This is a genomic window from Calothrix sp. NIES-2098 (assembly GCF_963875125.1).
Classification (GTDB): Bacteria; Cyanobacteriota; Cyanobacteriia; order Cyanobacteriales; family Nostocaceae; genus Aulosira.
The window spans coordinates 3071236-3092829 of sequence record NZ_CAWNKJ010000001.1; the positions used below are offsets into that span (position 1 = coordinate 3071236).

Here is a 21594-nt window from a genome sequence, read left to right on the forward strand (position 1 = left end):
CAGTGCTACTTTATTAAAGATTGCAACCAGATTCTAAAGAATGAAATTACTGGCAGTTAGACTGCTGCTGCTAAGATTACCTATTGTTAACAATTGCTGATATTGATTGGGGCTGGCATCACCATTTGGGTTAATGCTCACAACGCTATTAGAACCAGACTGTGATATTTTTACATAATCCCTAAAAGGATTAGAACTCATAAACTTGCTGCCATCGATAATTTTGCTGAGGTCAATCCTATCTTGTCCAGAGTCAAAATATTGCAGAAAATCGCCTCGATCTGCAAAGCTTTCATACACAAATCGGTCTTTACCTCCTACCCCAAGCAAGACATCGCTACCTTTACCACCGATCAAAACATCGTCACCTTCACCACCGTGAATGATGTCGTTACTATCACCACCACGCATGGTATCGTTACCATCGCCACCTTTGAGAATGTTGCTAGTAGCAATGCCTTGAATGTTGTCGTTCCATTGAGTACCGCGCACGATGTTCGGCCCTGAAATAATAGTATTAATACCTGTTGTACTCAACTGGCTGGATATCTCGAAGGCTCCCACATCTGGTCTGGCATCTCTTAGCATCCCGCGCTCATCAATAGTAGGTATACCACTACCTGTTTTACCTGTATTGATAGCCGGGCTATTTGCTAGAAGCGGATGTACTAAAGAACCACCAATTGTTTGTAAGGGGCCAAGAAGAGGGTCAACAATCCGGCTCCCTGCTACAACTCGGTTTCCGGCCGCTGGAGCCGGATATTCAATGTTACTACCCCCATCTTTTAGTTGAAACACAACTTGTTGTTGTGATACGTCATTAGAAGTATTTTTGGCAACAATGGAGTTGGTGAGGGTGACAGCTGCTTCTGGACTGGCCATCCAAATTGCCCCACAAGCCCGTCCAGCAAAGTTATTAGCGATAGTGGAATTGACGATATTAACAGGGTTGGATTTGCCGACATTGAGAAACATTGCCCCACCAGCATCACTCCTTGCCTTATTCCCTGAAAAGGTGCTATTGATGATATTCTTTGTTGAGCCACCATCTATCCACAAAGCTCCGCCTTGGACGTCAGCTGTATTGTTAGCAAAAGTGACGTTGCGAATTGTCAGAGCGCTATTACCTCGCAATGCGCCCCCTCGCCCAATACCTTGATCGTTCTTGCTAGCTGTATTACCAACAACAGTACTGTTTTCCAGAAGGATCTTGTCTGGGCCGTAACCATAGAGAAATAGTGCGCCACCTTCCCCTTTAGTACTATTTCCTTCAAACCGACTTCCACGAATGGCGATTGTACCTCCGACAGTAGAAGCACCCCCTACTAGGTTGGCTCCATCAGTAAAGATTGCACCACCACTACTTTGTGAACTGTTATTGCGGAAGGCTGAGTTTTCTACAGTCAAACCACCTAGCAGGCTATAAATAGCACCACCACACATTCCTTTGTTATTGGTGAATTGGCTGTTTTTGACAGTTAGTTCACCAGAACCATAGGTGGCGATCGCGCCACTACTAAAACCAGATTTTGCTAAAGTACCATCGTTACTGTCAAAGCTGCTGTTTAGTACTGTGCCTTTGCTACCATAGCCAATGTGAATTGCTCCAGCGACGCCACCGCGATTGTTGCTAAATCGACAGTTTTCAACTCTGATAGTGGCATAGTCAATAACTTCGATAGCTCCGCCTCTTCCCGTGGTGTAACCATCGGCAATGGTGAGGTTTCGGACTGTTGCATCAACATTTCTCCAGACCTGAAATACGCGACCTGTGTTGTTGCCGCTAATCTTTAAATTAGCTGCTCCTGTGCCATCAATTGTCAGATTCTTTGTAATGTTAATTTGCCCGCTGGTGAGTCTAATGACTTGATTGGTAAGGTTTGAGGCAAATTTAATTGTGTCTCCTGCTTTTGCAGAGGCGATCGCATTTCGTAAGGAACCTGCTCCGCTATCGGCAGTCGTAGTCACGTTAATAATAGTCATGCTTTGAATTCCCTTGAATAACAACTTTGTCAAGTCTCGACTTTTTGCATACACAAGCAGTCGAGATGATGGGATTCAGAGCACCCTGCTATGATGATTTTCTGAGCTAAATTGTGAACTGAGAATAGTTGGAAATATCAGCCGAAATTTGCAGAATATCCGCTAATATTGCCAATTATTCCCTGAGATATAGATGTAAAAGTTTAGCTCTGTGTTGACTTGGTTAAATCAACACAATTCGGTCAATGCACACTTTATAACTTCACCCAAACTTTTCTCGCCATGACAAATTTACTGAGATGTAAGTTACATCGGTAACTTAACGTCAATATTTTTTGTCCGGACAAATTTACTTAGACGATGTTACACAATTTGTCATCTTTATGCAACCTTTATCAAAAAATTATCCAAATTTAATTCAGCCAATTTCATATTGACAAGCTAAAAACAGCAAGCTCAAGCATGAGTTGCTGAGAGGCTTTAAAGCTAGCTCAATGTCCATAATTCCGCAATTGATAATGGGAAAAATAATTGTTATGAGCACAATTCCAGATGTAACCGCTACCTTGTGCTTAAACGAATATTAACGCAAAGTGGAGCGTAGATATGATAGAGCTTGAGGACGATAAACAACAAGAATTCTCCAAAATCTCCCTATTTTCTATGATTCTCAGATATTGCTAATGGTGATGCATTAGTTCCACATAAATATGCTCTAAACGTACAGGTTGACGGGCAATTGAGTTAATCGCTATACCCTCAAACCGTGCAATAATTTCTTTTAATTCCAAAGGCTCTGGCAACCAAAAGGCCAAGTCGCTACCATAACGCCTATGAGCAAAACCATATTCTTTGGCTCTGGCGATCGCTTGCTCTTCAAACTCAGTTTGCACTAAAATAACTTCTTGGGCTGGAATTAATCTGCGCAATTCTGCTAAACTACCTTCAGCCAAGATATGGCCGTTTTTGAGAATACCAATTCTTTGGCAAAGGCGTTCTGCTTCGTCTAGTAAATGAGTTGTGAGCAAAACTGTAATTCCTTGATTTTTTAGTTGACGAATCAACTCCCAAATTTCGTATCTCGCCTCAATATCTAAACCCGTCGTTGGTTCGTCTAGTATTACTAGCTGTGGCTGATGCACTAAAGCTACTGCAATATTTAACCGCCTCTGCATTCCTCCACTAAGCGTCTCTACGGGATGTTTTGCTCTATCTATTAAGTTTACAGCTACTAAAGTTTCTGCGATCATTCTTTGGCGTTCTTTGCGGTTTAATCCATAAATATCTGCGAAGAATTTCAGATTTTCTTCACAAGATAGAGTTTTATAAAGGATATTTTCTTGGGGTGCGACACCAATCAGTTTTTTCGTAGATTCTGAAACTGGTTGATGATTGATTTGAATATCACCACTGTCAGCCTTGAGCAAATTACAAATAATATTAATTGTAGTGGTCTTACCTGCTCCATTTGCGCCAATTAAGCCATAAATTTCTCCTGAAGCTATATGCAAGTTCAAATTTTGGAGAACTTGTCTTTTTCTATAGGATTTATTTAAGTTTTTAATTGTAAGCATATTTTTTGAGGATTTTATAATCTTCTCTCAACTATTAACATCCGCCGATAAGCGAACCATCCACATCCAAACATTGCTATAGAAAAAATTAATAAAAACCAGAAGTGTGAGGAAATATCAGCAATTCCTTCACCCTTAGCTGAAACGGCTACAAGCGATTCATTCATGTGATAAATCGGATTAAATTTGGCTATATTAATTAAGGTAGGAGGAAACAGCGTAGCGGGTAAAAATGCTCCACCTAAAATTAATAAAGGTACGCCAAATGCTGCTACTAAAGCGTTGACATCTTCAATTCTCCGAGCTAATTGGGTTCCTAAAATAAAACCTAAACCTACATAAGCAATAATAGTCATTAAAATAATTATCAATCCTAATAAAATAGAACCCTTGAAAGTAGCACCCCAAAAAGCCGCAACAGTATAAATTAATAATGTTTGTCCCAAACCAATGCAACTATGAGCTAAAAAAATTCCCAAAAAATAAGAAGTACCGCTTAAAGGAGAAAGAAACAAACGTTTGAGAGTTTGCTGTTCTCTTTCTGCAACGACAGTGGCGACACTTCCACCCAAACAACTAAAAAACATTGCTGCACCTACTAAACTTGAAGGAGCAGCATATGCAAAAGCAGATGTAAGTGGTAGTTGTGCCCGTTCTGCTAAAATAAATCCACTGATAATTAATACTGAAATCGGAAAAATACTCCAGAAAATTAAGCTGCGTCTACGGCGCAATAGCTCAATTAAAATGCGCTGGCTTACTGCTATAATTTCACGCAAATATTTCATATTTCTCTAACTCACTGGAGTTTCAATCCATCTAATAAAACAGAAATCATTTCATTCACAATAGTTTGTTTCGGTACAGCATCGGCTAAGGTAGCGGCGAGGGGAAGACTCTCCATCACCGACAAAAAGAATCCAGCTAGCAATTGGGGACGTACAGTACGAATTTCTCCTCGCTGTTGTGCTTGAGCAAAAATTTGACAAATAGGCTCAAAAATGCATTTGGTAGAGCAAGCTGATAATCTCGCAGTATTTTCCTCATCTAATAAAGGCATATCTGTGTGTACCATGCTCAAAAAGTGGATGGTAGGTTGAGAGATAAACCACGCACCGATTGCAGATAGTTGCGATCGCAAATTATCCTCGTGTTCGCCAATAGCTTGCTGTATACCGAGGCGATGGCGTTCAAACATTCGCTCGGTCACGGCGACAAAAAGTTGCTCTTTGCTGGGAAAATGATAGTACAAAGAAGCCTGTCGGATTCCCACTGCTTGAGCAATATCCCTCATGGCTACCGAATTATAGCCACGCGCGCGAAATAACTGTTCTGCTTCATCAAGAATGCGTTCTCTGCCACTAGATGGGACTTGTTTTGGAGAGTTGCGATCGTCTGGCACTCTCAAACCTACCTAACGTTTAGTAGTCAACTTTTAAATATTATATTACACTGTCATCTGAAGGATGAAGTGTGAAGTATGAAATCTGAAGTCAAGAATTTCCTTAACCAGAAATGCGTTCAATATGATTTTGACATTTATTTTGTCAAATAATCTGCTAATTTTTGAATCCAATTCTAAAGATTTATCGTCTATGCATAAATAGCCCGAACGAGCAATTTTGAGGGCAGATTATTTCATTGTCCAAAAATGAATCGGCTGAAGATTAACACTGAAATGGCAAAAATACTCCGAAAAATTGGCTAACTTATAGCCCCGATTTCCCGCCAGTAATTCATCATCAAGAGTTAATTTTGTAACCAATGAGTCAATTATCAAATTCACCAGAATCATCTACTATATCCCGCCGCACGCTGCTGAAGTGGTTCGGTATTGGTAGTATCGCTGGAGTAACTGGATACTCTCGTTTCAGTAAGCCAAAACCAACGGTTTTTCAAAGAGACACTCTACAACTACCAAGGATGCTAAATCAAGGTAAAAGTGTGGTAGTGATTGGGGCTGGATTAGCGGGTTTAGCCTGTGCATACGAATTGAGTCAACGGGGATTTGCTGTGACACTTTTAGAAAAGTCCCCTCAACTTGGTGGTAAAATTGCTAGTTGGCAAGTTGAAGCCGTTGGTGAAACTTTCATGATGGAGCATGGGTTTCATGGCTTTTTTCCCCAATACTATAATTTGAATGGTTTAGTTACAGAATTAGGGATAAACGAGCATTTCCAATCTTTAAATTTTTATTCGGTTGTGTATCGCGATCGCAAATATCAACCAGAGGTATTTCGTCCTAGCCGTTCAGCCTTTCCTTGGAATATTATAGATTTAGCGATCGCTTCTCCCAATCGCTTCCAATGGGGAATTAATCTCATTAATTTAAAGCACTTACAAGTATTTCAGGCGATTACTGGATTTCAGCGCGAAAGAAATTATCGACGCTTTGATAATATTTCTGTGGCTGATTGGGTAGCCACAGAATTTCCCCAAGGTTTATATGATTTATATTTTCTCCCTTTTGCTAAATCTAGTTTGAATGCACCAGATTTGATGAGTGTGGGAGAACTCATGCAATTCTTCCACTTTTATTTTTTTGGCAATCCTGAAGGATTAGCTTTTAATGGTACAAAAGACGATATGGGAACTAGTTTAGTCCAACCCATAGCTCAGACAATTTTGAGTAACGGCGGTAAAATTATTACAGATGCAACAGTAAGTGAAATTTCTGCTGTCCAAGGTAAAATTAATTCCTTAAAATATTTTGATGGTAATAATAACAATAATGTTGTACCTTTTTCGGTTAAGCGTAACTCAGTTGTTGCAGATGAAAAGATAGAATATTTTGGAGCAGCTGATGAAGTATTTGCTGCACCTAAGGGAAGTAAAGAAGCAATTTCGCTTACCTGCACCCATCAAGGTTGTACTGTTAAAAAAGCAGAGGATGGTAAGTTTCATTGTCCTTGTCATGGTGCAGTTTTTACTGCTGATGGAAAAGTTTTAAAAGGGCCAGCACAGCGAGATTTAACTAAGTTTAAAATAGTAGCAAGGCAAGATGAAGAATTACAATTAGTAGCAGCTAATCCAGAATCGTCATCACCACAAGCAATCGCAGCCGATTATTATGTATTTGCTACTGATGTACCGGGAGTACAGCAACTATTTAAGCGGATTAATGGCGATGTCGATAAAAAAGTGCGATCGCAAGTGGAAAAATTAAGCATCGCCGATCCTTTTGCTGTGTGTCGTTTTTGGTTTAACCGTGATTTTCAGTGGGAACAAAGTAATTTTACTTCCTTATCTGGCTACCAGCTAACTGATAGTATTACCCTGTATCATCGCATTCAAGAACAATTTATTGACTGGGCAAATCGTACAGGTGGTAGCGTAGTAGAATTACACGCTTACTGCTATAAAGAAAAAGAATTTCCCAACCAGGAAGCTTTGTTAAATACTTTTGAGCAGGAACTATACGAAATAGTCCCAGAATTAAAGCAAGCAAAGGTATTGCATCGAGAATTGGTAAATCAACATAACTTTTCTGGCTATCCACCAAATAGTTATGCAGAACGTCCAGAAACTAGCACCAGTATTGCTAATGTAATTTTTGCTGGAGATTGGGTAAAAATGCCTTTCCCTTGTGGGTTAATGGAAAGGGCTGTAAGTAGCGGTTTATTAGCAGCCAATGAGATTTTATCGCGTGAGGGTTTGCAGAGGCGATCGCTTTTATCTGTAAATCCAGAGGGATTATTACAAATTTAAATGCTTAGATCCCTGACTTCTTTAAGAAGTCGGGGATATAAATTCACGCTACCTACTTACCTGAATTTAAACCAATCACGCCAATAACTATCAATATGATAGATATGAATTTAACGCTACTCATAGATTCTCGAAACCAAAAAATTCCAATGAGTGCAATGAGTGTAGTCCCCAAACCAGCCCAAAAAGAATAAGCAACACTGACTTCAATTTTTTTGAGCGAAAGTGTGAGAAAAGTTAGACACAGCCCATAAGATGTAAATACTAATATTGAAGGAGTAACTTTAGTAAACCCTTGCGACAACTTCATACAAGTTGTACCGATAACTTCAAACAAAACTGCTGCAACAAGGTAAATCCAACTGATTAGCATTTTAGTTTTGGATAATAGGGTATTAAGTTATGTCTTATTACATCATAGGAATGATAATTATAAATGTTGTAAACAACACATCAAAACTATTGAGATTATTAAAAAACTATTTGTCAGTAGCGATGATGTGTAAATCAATATTTTGATATCTAATTAGCTCCATCAAGCGTTGGGTAAAAGAAAGTTTAAACCATCTTTTCCATCGAGGCTGCTGGCTTTCACCAATGACAATTTGAGTGATATGATATTTAGCTGCAACTTGAGCAATTTCTTGGGCGACGTTGTGACTTTTGACGTGTAAAAACTCGCCACTAAATTCTTTACATAATTTCTCGCAGGTATGAATATGTAAACTTTCTTGTTTGGTGAGGAATCGTTCGGGATCTGCAACAAAAATCGCATAAAGTCGCGCATTCATGTAATTAGCAATTCTCGCTCCCCGACGGAGTAATTGCACAGAATTAGGATAGGTAGACACGCAAACTAAAACTCGCTCGTGAATATTACAGTTCTGTCCTTCTAAAGTAGAAGTGTTAGCTTCTTCAACTGTATCTGCTACTTCTCGTAAAGCCAGTTCTCGCAAAGCAATTAAATTGCGACGCTGAAAAAAGTTGTCTAACGATTGAGAAATTTTTTCAGGGGCGTAAATTTTACCTTCTAGCAGGCGTTCTTCTAGGGTTTCTGGCGTCACATCAATCACCACAACCGCATCAGCTTCGTCAAGCAAGCGATCTGGAATTCGTTCTCGCACGACAACGCCTGTAATTCTTGCAACTAAGTCGTTCAAACTTTCTAAATGTTGAATGTTGACAGTCGAGTAAACATCAATTCCTGCGGCTAAAATCGCTTCTACATCTTGGTAGCGCTTTTCGCGTGGAGAACCAGGTACATTAGTATGAGCGAGTTCATCAACCAATACAAGTTGAGGAGAACGCAAGAGAATTGCATCCGTATCCATTTCTTCTAAAGTCACATTTTCTCTGCTACTGGTTTTTCTAGGAATCACCTCCAAACCTGTAGCTTTTTGGGCTGTTTCTTTGCGTCCATGAGTTTCCAAGATACCAATTACAACATCAATACCATCTTGTTTTAGTTGATGTGCTTCTTCTAACATTTTGTAAGTTTTGCCGACGCCAGGAGCCATCCCAATGAAAATTTTATGTTTTCCGCGTCGGTAAGGACGAATGTAAGAATTGTCAGGCGAGCTTGTAGAATTATTGAGCATAAATGGTAGATTAATCTGGGTTGATTAAGATTATCCTCGAAAAAAGTCTAATGCTGCTCAATGTGTTGCACTTAAACGCATAGTCCACTTAGGCAAATGGATCGGTATGCTATTCTTTTGCAGAGATAATAACAAGCGATCGCTTTTTTTTGTTAAGCAAAGAAATTATACTCTGGGTTATACGAATTTAAAAAAATAATGCGACAGAAGGTTAAAGAAATAATACATAGGCAAGCCACTGCGTTGTAGCAACTAAGTGGCGGTGGGCGTTACCCACCCTAAAAATACTACTCTAGGTTATTTTAAACCCTAGTAAGTATAGAAATTTTCGCAACTTGTTTTGGAGCTTTTATTTCTGCGAACAACTGCATTGCTTGATGAAAATACATTTGGCTTTCACCAGCTTTGTCCAATTTTTGATAAGTCAATCCTAATTGAAAATAAGCTTCTGCTAAGTCGCATTTAGCTCCTATTTTATCCAAAAGCTCGATTGCTTCTGTATGATGAGCCAGGGCTAATTGATAATCTGCTTGTTGACGATAAATTTCTGCTAAACCATTTAGAGTTTTGGCTTTAACCTGCATATAATGGCTAGCTTCGGCAAAATTCAATACTTGATGAAATATTTGATTAGCCTTAGACAAATCGCCTAAATTGACATAGGTTTGACCTAGAATTTGCATAAAATAAGCAAAGCTGCCAGTCTCGATCGATTGTTCATTTTTAAGATGTTCATAGGCTGCATTGGCTAACTCATGGGCAGCATCGTATAAGCCTAAATAGGAATTAACTAAAGCTAAACATACAGAAGCTTTTTCTGCCCAGCGATGATGAGCAGTATTTTGAGCAAGGTAAATTACTTGTTGAAATAACTCAAAGGCTGCTTCTAGTTCCCACAAATCTATTTTGTAAAGACCAATGCTTAAGAGGGAATCTACTTCTAACATTCTCAGATAGTAAACTTTATGTTTATTCTCTGACTGAGGGACAAGTGATTTAAGTGCTTGTTTAGCTAGATTTATAGTGTTTTCTTGGCAATTTAGCGCCCGATCGATATCACCTGTTATCCAATATAGATCGCCTAAAATATTGTATAACTCGATAATATTTTGTTCAGCTTCAATATGAGTTAATATATGATTAATTGCTGTAAGTATAGGCTGAATTAAACCCATGCGATACAGAGTACTACCAAGAGGTAAAAACTGCTGCCATTGATTATGACGACTCTTGAGCAGAACTTTACCTGCTAACTCAAATTCATTAATTTCTATGTAATGATAATAGGATTCTAGAGCTTGCAAAGCATCTTTAAAGGTGGCAATTTGGGTAACGCTAGCTGTCCAAAATTCTGCGGCTTTATGGTTAGTAATTTGCCACTCATCACTCAGGCGTAAACGCGCGATCGCTTCGGCTTGAATTACCGGATGCAGCCAATATTCACCGCGATCGCACTCTACTAAAGAGCGATTTCTCAGAGAAGCTATAATTTGCAGATGTTCGGCAGGTGGAACATCCCACAATAAACAAAATATTCCTTGAATCGGAATGGTGGGTATATCTTGGTAACGATAACAACCTAAACGGCAAAGTAGATGATAGGCTTGAGGGTCGAGGGCTTGCAGACGATTAATTTGACTAACCGCTAAATTTTTTAAATCTGTTGCGGCTAAAGGATCGCTATGATTTTGTTGCCAATAAAGCGCCATATCACCGCCAAAATCTGCTTGCATCGCACCGCAGAGAATACCCATCGCTTTAGCATTACCGCCATAGGTATGATGTATTTGTTGCAAGCTAGGAAGGTTAACAGTTAATCCCTGGTTGCGAAAAAACTTCAGCCATGCGCTTCCATCTAAACCTGGAAGCCGATAATGATGCACGTTCAACTCTGGTTCGCACAAGCGATCGCGACTGGTAATCAGCGTTACAGATTGTACTCTAACATCAGCTAAAATCCGCAACAGTTCTAGATAGTTGCGGTGCGGAGGAATTAACTTTCCTTTTCCATCTAAAGCAGGTTCCAGATTGTCAATTAACACCCCAATTCGCCGCTGATGGAGTAGGCGCTTGAGTCGTCCCAACGTTACCCCAAATTCTACCCCCGGTTCTTCACCAAAGTCTTGTTTGAGCCATTCTTCTACCACCCGTTGCGCTGAGGTGATGTTGTGGGTTTCCTTCGCCATCAACAATTCTAAAACCAACTCAAAACCCTGAGTTTGCAGATATTGCTGCGCTAGAGTAGTTTTACCTAAACCACCCTCACCTTGGATAACAATTACTTTCGACCCTTGATTTACTAAGGAAGTTAGGTGAGCGATCGCATCTTCTCTACCCAAAAAATTGCTATCCTCTGGTTTAATAATGGAAACTTGGGGCGGTTGTGAGCGATCGATCTGGCTGGAGATAGCCGCAGCTTTTCTCAGAATTCGTTCTAAAGTAGCGCGACAATTACTTTTAGTAACCTTCTCTCGTAATACCTGAGACAACAACTTCCATAACTGCGAACCAACATCCTTAACGTGTCCTTCCGTACAACCGTAAGCATGGGCGATATCCAAGTATTTTCTACCCAACCAAACCTGCTGAAGAATAACTTTTTGCAAATCGCTCAACCGTTCCCCGGTCTGAGCAGGAATTATGGTATCCAACCATGCTAATGCTGCTTCAGCGTCCATTATGTAACGATGAGGGTAGTTAAATATGAGAACTATAGATTAATCTACAATTCCCCTGCCCAATTTTCGGATAAGATTTTGTGAATCCGACTTTTTTCCCGACTTTTTTGACTTTGGTTTATTAAGGTAGTGTCCTCTCTGCTTCCAGCAAAAATAAAATGGTACTTGCCGTCATATGAAGTTGATAAGCAGCAAAGTGTTGTGGAATAGTAATTAACTGAGAACCTTGCCCATGACCCGCATTTTTATTTCTTATAGTAGGAATTCCGCTTTCAAGATTCGATCTGAGAGAGGTAAACTGAGTTTGTAAGTATGCTGGAATTAGATTATTTTGAAAGCAAATATCAATCAGCTTTTTTGCTGTGTCTGTAGATTGATAGCTCCAGCCTTGAGAATCAAAGATAGTTTTCATAGTACTCTCGAAAGCTTTTAGGCATTCAACAAGACATTCTTTATAGCGTCCATGTCTGTAGTGTTCATGTGCTTTCAAAAATTCCTCATTTGCTCCTTGAAATCTGGTATCACTTAATAAGTGTAAAACTGGCTTGACAGCTTCAGTATGAATAATTTGAGAATCAACCCTTATCATTTTACCTGACTCATACTGATAGCCTACACCGTGTTCTCTAAATCTAAAGTTTAATTCTGCAATTGCTTCATCAGCTGTAATTTTTGAAAAATTTTCATTTACAGTAATACTTCTTCTATATGTTGTGTCAATCAATTGGAAGCTTAACTCTATAAAATCTAAAATATGTTCTGTTACTTGAGTATTAAATAAAAACAGATTAATGATATCTTTACCTACTATCGCTTGCTGTAACTTACCATATTCACGATATAATCTACTATAAATTTCGCTAAAACCCTTCATAAAGTGTAAATCTATGGGTGCGGCAATAACATCATTAAGAATATAGAAAATCTGTACACGAAGCGGTTGAGGAATATCAACATACTGATAAACATCAGGGAATTCTCCTCTGAGTCTTTTTTGACGTTTTGAGAATATGTCGTAGACCTTCATATTTTATAAATCCATAAACACTACATATATACTACACCACAGCTAAAAATATTGTGTTTAGGAGCTTGAGACTAAATATATAAGAGCAGCTTTCACTATATAATAATGTCAAAGGTTTGCATACTATGGTGATTAAATCCTGTCTCAGATATAATCTATGCATTTGTTACCTACCTTTTTACCAACTTTTGTAACCACGCAAAATAAAATTGCCGACTTCAGCCGACTGACAACAGAAAGTGCGATCGCTTAGGCTATTGGGCATAGAGTTAAAGTATAAAAAACTATGCTTAATACCGCCAGCCCACAGATAGAAACATCGGGCGCGCAAAGCTGGCAAATACAGCGTCGAATTCACTCTCTAATAGATAACTATCTTGCAGATGAAAAACTCCGCGATCGCTTGCAAGATTTACCCTTACAATTTAGCAATCCTCAACCGCGTCCCTGGAAACCTATTGATTGGCAAGCTATTAACCGCAATCAAATTATCGGCATAAACCCAGAAGTATTTTTATCCATTTTAATCGGTGCAATGGATACAGAAGCCCCGATTCGAGCTTACACCCAAACCAGCCGCCAGTATTTAGAGAAATTACATCCGCACATGGCGCGGTTTGTCGGTGGAACAGTCAGTGAAGGCGGCGAACTCCAAGAAATTGGCTTGTGGGAAAAAGAAGAACGCCAGCATACACCCGCATTAATGAAGGTTTACACCCAATTAACAGGGGAAAAAATTACCCCCAAACACCGCATCGTCAGAGGCTACATCCCTACAGATGACCCCCAAGAAGATCTATATCGCCACGGCTTGCATCGCGTCGCCACAGAATATGGTGCAACCTGTCTTTATCTGTGGCTGATGGCGCACACAACCGACGCACTTCAAGATGTTCTTGAAGAACTCGCAAAAGACGAAATCAACCACATGACTAAATTCTGGGGCTTTGGAGTCTGGGCTTTCCCCGATACCGGACTGATACGAGTAGGAAAAACCCTCATCAAAACCCGTTCCCAAACCTATCAACGTAACAACCTCATCCGTACCCTACGCCGGATGATGGCGACACTCAACTGGAATGCTTGGACTTTCACCAACAAAGCCACCCTACTATACACCTTCACCCACACCATGCACCGCCTCTGGACATGGCACAACAGCCTCACACCAGAGTATCTCAACAATCTACTAGAAACCCGATAACCCTCTTATTATGATGTTCGGCAATGTCATTGCGAGTGGAACGAAGTGAAACGACGCAATCGCAAGGTTTTTGGGATTGCTTCCCTACCCTGCGGGAACGCTTACCCTTCGGGAACGGCTCCGCCGAACAGCGAACGGTCGCAATGACGGTTATTTGAACAGACATGATATTACACTCTCTCTGCGCCTCCGCGCTCTGCGTGAGCCTTTAGTAAATTTCCTCATCAACACCAAAAATCTCATGAACCCCCTACCCCCAGACCTCAACCCCGAAAAAATTCCCCAACACATAGCCGTAATCATGGATGGTAACGGTAGATGGGCAACTAGCCGAGGACTACCACGCATCGCCGGACATCGCCAGGGCGCTAGCACCCTCAAACAACTATTACGCTGCTGCAAAGATTGGGGAATCAAAGCCCTCACCGCCTACGCATTTTCTACTGAAAATTGGCAGCGTCCCATTGAAGAAGTAGACTTTCTCATGCACTTATTTGAGCGATTATTACGCCGTGAGTTAGCCCAAATGCACCAAGAAGGAGTGAGAATTTCCTTTATTGGCGATTTGTCAGCTTTACCCCCATCTCTGCAAACGGAAGTGGAACGTTCAATGATTGAAACATTGAATAATCAAGCAATTCACTTTACTGTTGCTGTCAACTACGGTAGCCGCAACGAAATCACAAAAGCTTGTCGTCAACTAGCGCAACTGGTACAACAAGGTCAACTCAGTGCAGAAGCAATCGATGAAAGCCTGGTAGAAAAACATCTCTACACAGCAGATACTCCAGCACCAGATTTACTAATTCGTACTAGTGGAGAGATGCGCTTGAGTAATTTTTTGTTGTGGCAAATGGCGTATACAGAGATGTACTTTACTGATATTCTCTGGCCTGATTTCGATCGAGAAGCATTTCATCAGGCTTTGTTGAGTTACCAAAAACGCGATCGCCGTTTCGGTCAAGTCAAACCTTTACTCTCAGCCTAACACCTAAGTTTCTACCTGGGTGCGATCGCTGGCTGGAATCAAACACCATCATTCCTAAAAGTATCAACAATTAAAAGAGCGATCGCAAACTTGAGGAATAATTTCAGATTGATTTTTGCTAAGTTTACTAAATATAACGATAAACAACTCGACATCAGCCGATGAGTATCTTATGATTATTCGCTAACCGCATTTTTCGCGAACCGAAGTGAGGGCAAAAATACCGAGAGGTTCGCGAAAATCGCCAGAACCTTGACAAGTAAATAGTTCTAGCGTTTGGTAAATCAGGGAAGTTGCAAATAATTTGCAATAAGGTCGGCTGAAAATGACCAAAATTTTCGGTTCACGAAAACCCTTCCCAGGAAGCTTGCTCTGCTTAAGTTTCAGAACCGAGCAGTTTCTACCAACCATTTCCCCGCAAGGGGACTGAAACTTGAGGCATACGGGAGTAATGGCGGGTTGATGTTCCGTTTCTACCAACCATTTCCCCGCAAGGGGACTGAAACTCTCGCAGCTGCTACAACAGAAAATTGGCACAATAGTTTCTACCAACCATTTCCCCGCAAGGGGACTGAAACAATCATTCGCTGCTTGGCAATTTCCTTCTTGAATACCACAGCAGTTTCTACCAACCATTTCCCCGCAAGGGGACTGAAACTTAGCTCTATGCACTTCACGATCGCCTATCCAAACAGTTTCTACCAACCATTTCCCCGCAAGGGGACTGAAACCGGCATTCTTGCGAGGGCGACCTCGTTTTTTAGTTGGTTTCTACCAACCATTTCCCCGCAAGGGAACTGAAACTTCACTTCGTGCTGTTTTTTGCCTTTCGCACCTTTGTTTCCATTAACTATTTCCCCGCAAGGGGACTGAAACATACCGTTAAGCCCAGTGCTGGGTTTATCTAAAACTGTTTCCATCAACCATTTCCCCGCAAGGGGGCTTAAACTCAAAGCTAATTTGCATTTTTTTGGGCATGGTTTTAAGTCAATAAAGTTCAGTTAGGCTGAGATGCAATATTTCGTAGGGGCACGGCACCGATAAGATTACTGTATATACCAAAAAATTGTGGACGCCATGCCCCTACATCCCTCTTAACTTTCCCCGGAAGGGGACTACAACCAACATCAAAAGCAAATTTCAACCCAGTATCAATTTGCAATTGTGAAGATAAGTCGGATTCGTTACGATGACATAAGCAAGCGATGCTCTGCTTACAGGAGAAGCGTCTGTTAAAGGTCAAAGAAACACTCATGACTACTAAAAATAATTTGCAAGGCGATATAGATAACGCTATTGGACAATTTCATCAACAAGACGAAGAAATATTCCAGTGGACAAAGCAGTGGTATCCAGTAGCAGTTGTAGATTTCTTAGATCCATCTCGCCCACACGCAGTCCAGTTACTAGGAAAGGATCTTGTTGTGTGGCGAGATAATTTGGGCAAGTGGTCTTGTTTTGAAGATTTTTGTCCCCATCGACTAGCGCCTCTTTCGGAAGGGCGTGTTGAGTCTGATGGAACGCTTTTATGTGCATACCACGCTTGGCGTTTTGATGCGCAGGGAAACTGTGTGAGTATTCCCCAGTCAAAAGATGAGCAAACAGCCTCTGCAAATTGTTCCAACCCTAAATCCTGTGCTGTTAGCTATCCAACCCAAGAACGTCAAGGTCTACTGTGGGTTTGGGCTGAGTCAGGACAAACAGCACAACTTGAAAGCCAATTGAGAACACCACGAATTATTCCAGAACTTGAGGATGAGTCACTTCAAGTAAAACATTTGTTTTGGAACATCCGAGATTTAGCCTACGGATGGGACTTTTTTATGGAGAATGTGGCCGATCCTGCCCATGTACCCGTTTCCCACCACGGTATTGTAGGCGATCGCTATAAAGATGCCAAATACTATGATATGCCTTGCATCAAGCAGATATCTACACAAGAAGGGTTCGCCTTTGAAATCACACCGACAGCACCCACAATTAAGCAAGCGATACACGATTTTCAACCACCCTGTCATATGAAAATTGTCTCAACATCTGTTGATGGTGGCAAACTCATTCTGGCATTATATGCCACCCCAACTCGTCCGGGATGGTGTCGTCATATTGGCTGTCAGGTATTAGTCAAGAATGAATCTGGGAAAATACCCAAAGGATTAGGAATCTTTGGTCTGCCAATGCCAACTTGGTTAGGTCATGTTTTGTCATCCCTATTCTTACACCAAGATTTAGTGTTTCTCCATTACCAACAGAAAATTTTAGCTAAACGGCAAAACAACCGATGGTTGGATGCAGTCTATACACCCAATCCTCAAGACAAAATGGTAATTACATTTCGCCAGTGGTTGGAGAAAAAAGCTGGAGGTAGTATTCCTTGGGCTGGTGGAGAGAGTTCTAATCTTTCCGCAGCAGAACTAGACAAGCAAAAGCTTTTTGATGTCTGGACAACTCACACTCAACATTGTTCTGTTTGTCAGGATGCACTGAAAAATATTAAACGCCTTTATGTATTAGCTTATGGATTAGCTGCAATTTTTCTGTGTGTAGGCGTAATTATCGATGCGAGGGCTATAGCGGTAAAAGCTGCCCTAGCATCTGTAAATCATCTGCCGATACCGCTTTTAACAGTTCTTCCCCCAATCGGATTCTGGTGGGCATTTGCAGGCGCAACGTTATTTGCAGTAGTAGGATACTTGTTAAAGAAATTGAGCCGACTATTTTACGTTTATGAGTTTGAACACGCCCACAATGACTAATAGATTTGTGGCGTTGCTGATTGATGGGATGATTTTTATCTCACGCAAAGGCGCAAAGGCGCAAAGAATCGACTTTCAGCTTTTTCTAGAAGTCTGAATTCATCCCGCAAATATGCAACGCCATTTATCTCTGTCGTCTCAAGTAAGTTCTCGAAGTCTGCGGTATATACTCTAAAGTATTGACAAACATCATGTTCTCTAGTTTTCTTCCATCACAAGTTAATCAAATCAAAGACTTAGAGGCGATCGCTGTCGTTGCTAGTATAGAAACAATTGCGCTTGTAACTCCCCTTAGCCAACAGCCAATCCTCACAACTTATATTCATAAAGGCCGGGGAGGAACACCGATTCTGCTACTACACGGCTTCGACAGTTCCATCCTAGAGTTCCGGCTGCTGTTGCCATTACTTGCGGCTGAAAATGAAACATGGGCAGTAGATTTGTTAGGTTTTGGCTTTACACAAAGGCAAAAAGAAATCCAATACAGTCCAGATACAATCAAAATTCATCTTTACGAATTTTGGGCAAATTTAATTAAAGAACCGATCGTACTAGTAGGTGCATCAATGGGAGGTGCAACTGCGATTGACTTTACTCTCACCTATCCTGAAATTGTGAAATCGCTAGTATTGATTAATAGTTTGGGTTATACTGGCGCTCCCACCTTTAGCAAATACTTGTTTCCTCCTTTTGACTTTTTTGCTGTAGAATACCTGCGCCAACGCCACATTTTGGCATTCAATATAGGCAGTACTTTAGCTAATTTAGATCCAAAAATTCTTTCGGCTATTCAGTGCGCCATGCTACACCAAGAAATGCCTGGTTGGTATGATGCCATGATTTCTTATGTCAAAACTGGTGGTTACACTAACTTGGCGAATAGAATTGCCCAAGTAGATAAACCAACACTAATTTTATGGGGAGAAAATGATGATATGCTGGCATCTGGAGATGCAGAAAAATTTCAGAAAGATATTGCCAATTCTCAACTAATCAAGCTGAAAAATTGTGGTCACGCTCCTCAAATAGAACAACCACAAATAACATCTCAACATATTTTGCAGTTTTTGCAATATGGCGATTTTTAATCATACTGATAAATATAAATCCAGTCACCAAGCTTCAAAATAGGAGATGCACTATATGTAGCGATCGCCTGTTCAATAAATATTTATATCACGTTCATTTGATGATAAGTAATCACGCAAAATTAATTACAGTCATTGGGAGCGTTCGCTGTTCGGCGGAGCAAACTACGATCGATTTTAGCGAACAAGCAGAATGGAAGGGAGTTTTCTTGTATTTACCTTTGTGAGTGTTTGTTATCAGGCGATCGCCGCAATAGGAACGATCGCCATCTCGTGCTTCAGCTACCAACCAGGTTAGATCTCAATGGGGAATGGTGTTATGACATGGGAATCGATCGCGCCGCAGCTCAGTTGATGCAGTCTCACAATTGCGGAACTAAACTATAGCTGGCGATCGCTCAGAGTTCTTTCATCACTCTAGCCAGATCAAATATCTATCGGTCGTATCGGTCGTTTCTATCGTATCTGTCGTCATATCGGTCGTTTCTATCGTATCTGTCGTTGTATCGGTCGTTTCTGTCGTATCTGTCGTCGTATCTGTCGTTTCTATCGTATCTATCGTTTCTGTTATTTCTGCGATCGCGAACTACAAACTGAGCGCGGCAACCATTTCTCACCCAGATACGATTTCTGTTATAGCCCCAATTATTTCTACAACTGGTGTCAGATAATTGTTTGATCAGGCGCACTCCTCGTACTCTACCTCTTGTAGATATCGAGCAGCTATGCGGCTGACCATCATGGCTTTCACAGGTTATAACCTGCTGCTGGGCTGAAGCTGGGCTAGCAATGCTCAAAAGCGTACCTAAACTGAGGCTGGCCAAGGTGGCAGCAATTGCAGGAAAGCGAGTAATCATATTATTAGATGTTTTGAAAAAATATTTACTTACTATTGTAATCTATATTTCGCAACCGTAAATCTACCCTAACAATATAATGTTAGGGTAATGTTTTTTTGTGAGTAAATTAATTTCTGGCAGCTTAGGCGAGCGTACTTCTGGCTGTGAATGATTACTTATCTTTTGAGTTGCTGACAATTACCAAACACTCGTTTGGTGCCTTAGCCAGCATATCGTTGAAGGCGGGAGTATAACGACCATCTTCATCAACAACTTTACGCAGCGTATAATCACCAAAACCAGTAATAAAACCTAACCAAACGTTCTGGCGTTGCCATGTTTCTCCATTTTGAGAATTTTCATCTTGGGTCATAGTGAAATTTGCGAGCCACTGAGGAATCTGCAATCCGAACGCAAAGGGTATAATTTGCGATCGCTTTAAGGTTGCATCTTCAAACTGAATTTTGTAGGTAAACCGAGATAATTGGGCACCAACAAGCAATAGAAATCCCGGAAGCGAGTCATGAAAAGTCCACTGTACAGGGCCATAGACAGGTAGAACCAAGCTCAAGTTTTGCGTATCCCACTCCAAGTTGTACATTGTGATGCAAGTATCAGGAAGCGGATTGCCATCCATAAAAAATACACCTTTGAGAGGTGTTGGTAATTTTGTTTCGGCGATCTGGAGCATCCAAGTTGCAATATTGTCGAGTTGCTTTTTCTCGATTGATTGATTCATTACTTCTTTCCTCTCTCAAAAACTTACCGTTTTGAAGCAAAGCCTTGTAGAACTAAATTATTCGGAGTGACAGCAGTTACTTTTTCAAAATCCCACTTTACTTCTGTAAATGAGTTCCATTGATAATTTTTGAACAAATACAAACAGAACATTTGAATTAAGCCAATTGATAAAGCTCTGCCAGGACAAACTCGCTCATGTCCTTCACCATTCCAAGATAAAATATCAGAAAAATCCCGCGTTAAATCAAAATTATCGGGATTTTTGTATCTATTAGCATCCCGATTAGCTGTAAAAATAGAACCAAGCAAGCGAGTTCCCCTTTGAAACGGACAACGCTGTGTACCAATTTCAACCTCACCTCTTTCTGTGGAAAGCTGGCTAACAAACCGTACAGGCGGATAGAGACGGGCTGTTTCTAGAATTACCTTATTGAGCAATGTTGACTGTGCTAAAGCATATCCACTCGGAGTATCCTTGCCATCCCAAACCGCATTAACTTCTGAAATTACGTCATTTCTTAAAGCATTATCTAAGCATAAAACACCAATTACAGATCCTAAAAGCGCACTCGTGCCAGCAGTACCAGCAATATGAATCATATCGAACAAGCTATTAGCAATTTGGTGTGCGTTCAACTGATATTGGGCACCTGTGGCTAGATATAATGACCATCTTGGCGATTGTTTATATCGCTCAATTAAACGCTGGCGATGGCGAATATTTGGTGATGTTTTGAATGACAGTAGATATTTGCTAATAAAATTTGGTAAGGATGCGAGAGCCAAACCTTTAATATAGGCAGCCGATGCAGTAATTTCTTCCTCAGATAATGAAATTTGGAAAACAAGTTCGTGCAAAATTGCCACCATCATCCTAGGCAAATCGTTACCGATATGTAATTGGCCTTGTATAGCAGCTTTTGACAAAGATTTATTAACTAACTGCCCTAAAAACTCTGCCTGTTCGGTTGGATTTGGTAAAGCTTGCAAAAATACAGCACGAATTCCTGTATGTTCATTACCATTCATTCCCAAACTCAGTGGATTATTGAGCATATAGCTTGGGGCGAGGATTCTAATAATACCTAAATCATTTCCTCGCACTTGCGGCTCAACTTGCATTAGTTCCCTCACTTGCGCATGAGAGGAATGCATAATTGCTTGGTCTACTGCGAAAAATTTGTCTCCGATATTGTCCTTACGGATGTAGAGAAAGTCTCGCCATGCCCTGAGCATGGTCAAACCATCCATATAATAGAGACCTAAGCGCAGCAACTTGCCAATGGCAGTGTTATAACCGACCTTGGCTAGAATACGTGAAAACCGTATCTGGCGTCTGTGGGCTTTGAGAACTTTATTTTTGAGTTCCATAATCTTCAATTAGGGATAGGGGAGGCAGAGGGGCAGGGA

18 protein-coding genes are annotated in these 21594 nt (G+C 40.7%); 6 read left to right on the top strand and 12 right to left on the bottom strand.

The genetic code is table 11. The annotated features are described in order from the left end of the window. Positions 1 to 33: 33 nt before the first annotated feature. The 4 genes from AACU33_RS12925 to AACU33_RS12940 form a co-directional block, all read right to left on the bottom strand. Positions 34 to 1983: a choice-of-anchor Q domain-containing protein gene (locus tag AACU33_RS12925; protein WP_096588970.1), complete on the bottom strand. Its 1950-nt coding sequence runs from the start codon at positions 1981 to 1983 to the stop codon at positions 34 to 36. 680 nt (positions 1984 to 2663) lie between these two features. Further along, positions 2664 to 3557, bottom strand: coding sequence for an ABC transporter ATP-binding protein (locus AACU33_RS12930; protein WP_096588972.1), 894 nt, complete (start codon positions 3555 to 3557; stop codon positions 2664 to 2666). A gap of 14 nt (positions 3558 to 3571) precedes the next feature. Beyond that, positions 3572 to 4345, bottom strand: coding sequence for an ABC transporter permease (locus tag AACU33_RS12935; protein ID WP_096588974.1), 774 nt, complete (start codon positions 4343 to 4345; stop codon positions 3572 to 3574). 11 nt (positions 4346 to 4356) lie between these two features. After that, positions 4357 to 4959, bottom strand: a complete 603-nt coding sequence (locus AACU33_RS12940; protein WP_096588976.1) for a TetR/AcrR family transcriptional regulator — start codon at positions 4957 to 4959, stop codon at positions 4357 to 4359. Between the two features lie 362 nt (positions 4960 to 5321). Here AACU33_RS12940 and AACU33_RS12945 point away from each other — a divergent pair, with 362 nt between their 5' ends. After that, on the top strand, positions 5322 to 7265 hold the full coding sequence (locus AACU33_RS12945; protein WP_096588977.1) for an FAD-dependent oxidoreductase: 1944 nt from the start codon (positions 5322 to 5324) through the stop codon (positions 7263 to 7265). Between the two features lie 52 nt (positions 7266 to 7317). On the opposite strand, the gene AACU33_RS12950 is transcribed toward AACU33_RS12945, so the two are convergent. From AACU33_RS12950 to AACU33_RS12965, 4 genes are all read right to left on the bottom strand, one after another. Further along, positions 7318 to 7638 (bottom strand): DMT family transporter, encoded by a 321-nt coding sequence (locus tag AACU33_RS12950; RefSeq protein ID WP_096588979.1) that lies wholly within the window; start codon positions 7636 to 7638, stop codon positions 7318 to 7320. A 106-nt stretch (positions 7639 to 7744) separates the two neighbouring features. Continuing rightward, positions 7745 to 8863, bottom strand: a complete 1119-nt coding sequence (locus tag AACU33_RS12955; protein WP_096588981.1) for a sensor protein KdpD — start codon at positions 8861 to 8863, stop codon at positions 7745 to 7747. A gap of 302 nt (positions 8864 to 9165) precedes the next feature. After that, the gene (locus AACU33_RS12960; protein WP_096588983.1) at positions 9166 to 11541 is read right to left on the bottom strand and encodes an NB-ARC domain-containing protein; all 2376 of its coding nucleotides are present in this window, start codon (positions 11539 to 11541) and stop codon (positions 9166 to 9168) included. Positions 11542 to 11662: 121 nt separating this feature from the next. Beyond that, entirely contained in the window at positions 11663 to 12568 is a 906-nt protein-coding gene (locus AACU33_RS12965; RefSeq protein WP_096588985.1) for an STM4504/CBY_0614 family protein, read from the bottom strand. Positions 12569 to 12854: 286 nt separating this feature from the next. On the opposite strand from AACU33_RS12965, the gene AACU33_RS12970 reads away from it, so the two are divergent. Then, entirely contained in the window at positions 12855 to 13772 is a 918-nt protein-coding gene (locus tag AACU33_RS12970) for a ferritin-like domain-containing protein (RefSeq protein WP_096588987.1), read from the top strand. Between the two features lie 241 nt (positions 13773 to 14013). Further along, positions 14014 to 14760 (top strand): isoprenyl transferase, encoded by a 747-nt coding sequence (locus AACU33_RS12975; RefSeq protein WP_096595240.1) that lies wholly within the window; start codon positions 14014 to 14016, stop codon positions 14758 to 14760. A gap of 183 nt (positions 14761 to 14943) precedes the next feature. On the opposite strand, the gene AACU33_RS37580 is transcribed toward AACU33_RS12975, so the two are convergent. Then, entirely contained in the window at positions 14944 to 15465 is a 522-nt protein-coding gene (locus tag AACU33_RS37580) for a hypothetical protein (protein ID WP_445291754.1), read from the bottom strand. Positions 15466 to 16013: 548 nt separating this feature from the next. Between AACU33_RS37580 and AACU33_RS12980 the strand changes: the two genes are divergently transcribed. The 3 genes from AACU33_RS12980 to AACU33_RS12990 all read left to right on the top strand — a co-directional run bounded on the left by AACU33_RS12980 (position 16014) and on the right by AACU33_RS12990 (position 18991). After that, the gene (locus AACU33_RS12980) at positions 16014 to 17516 is read left to right on the top strand and encodes a Rieske 2Fe-2S domain-containing protein (protein ID WP_096588989.1); all 1503 of its coding nucleotides are present in this window, start codon (positions 16014 to 16016) and stop codon (positions 17514 to 17516) included. 191 nt (positions 17517 to 17707) lie between these two features. After that, entirely contained in the window at positions 17708 to 18604 is an 897-nt protein-coding gene (locus AACU33_RS12985) for an alpha/beta fold hydrolase (protein WP_096588991.1), read from the top strand. Between the two features lie 135 nt (positions 18605 to 18739). After that, complete coding sequence (locus AACU33_RS12990) at positions 18740 to 18991, top strand: hypothetical protein (protein WP_339375976.1); 252 nt, start codon at positions 18740 to 18742, stop codon at positions 18989 to 18991. A gap of 47 nt (positions 18992 to 19038) precedes the next feature. Here AACU33_RS12990 and AACU33_RS37585 read toward each other — a convergent pair whose 3' ends face one another. From AACU33_RS37585 to AACU33_RS13000, 3 genes are all read right to left on the bottom strand, one after another. Continuing rightward, positions 19039 to 19461 (bottom strand): DUF3011 domain-containing protein, encoded by a 423-nt coding sequence (locus AACU33_RS37585; protein ID WP_096588993.1) that lies wholly within the window; start codon positions 19459 to 19461, stop codon positions 19039 to 19041. 154 nt (positions 19462 to 19615) lie between these two features. Beyond that, the gene (locus tag AACU33_RS12995; RefSeq protein WP_096588995.1) at positions 19616 to 20182 is read right to left on the bottom strand and encodes a hypothetical protein; all 567 of its coding nucleotides are present in this window, start codon (positions 20180 to 20182) and stop codon (positions 19616 to 19618) included. Between the two features lie 23 nt (positions 20183 to 20205). After that, positions 20206 to 21555 carry a cytochrome P450 gene (locus tag AACU33_RS13000; protein ID WP_096588997.1) on the bottom strand — a complete coding sequence of 450 codons (1350 nt, stop codon included), beginning with the start codon at positions 21553 to 21555 and terminating at the stop codon, positions 20206 to 20208. Between the last annotated feature and the right edge of the window lie 39 nt (positions 21556 to 21594).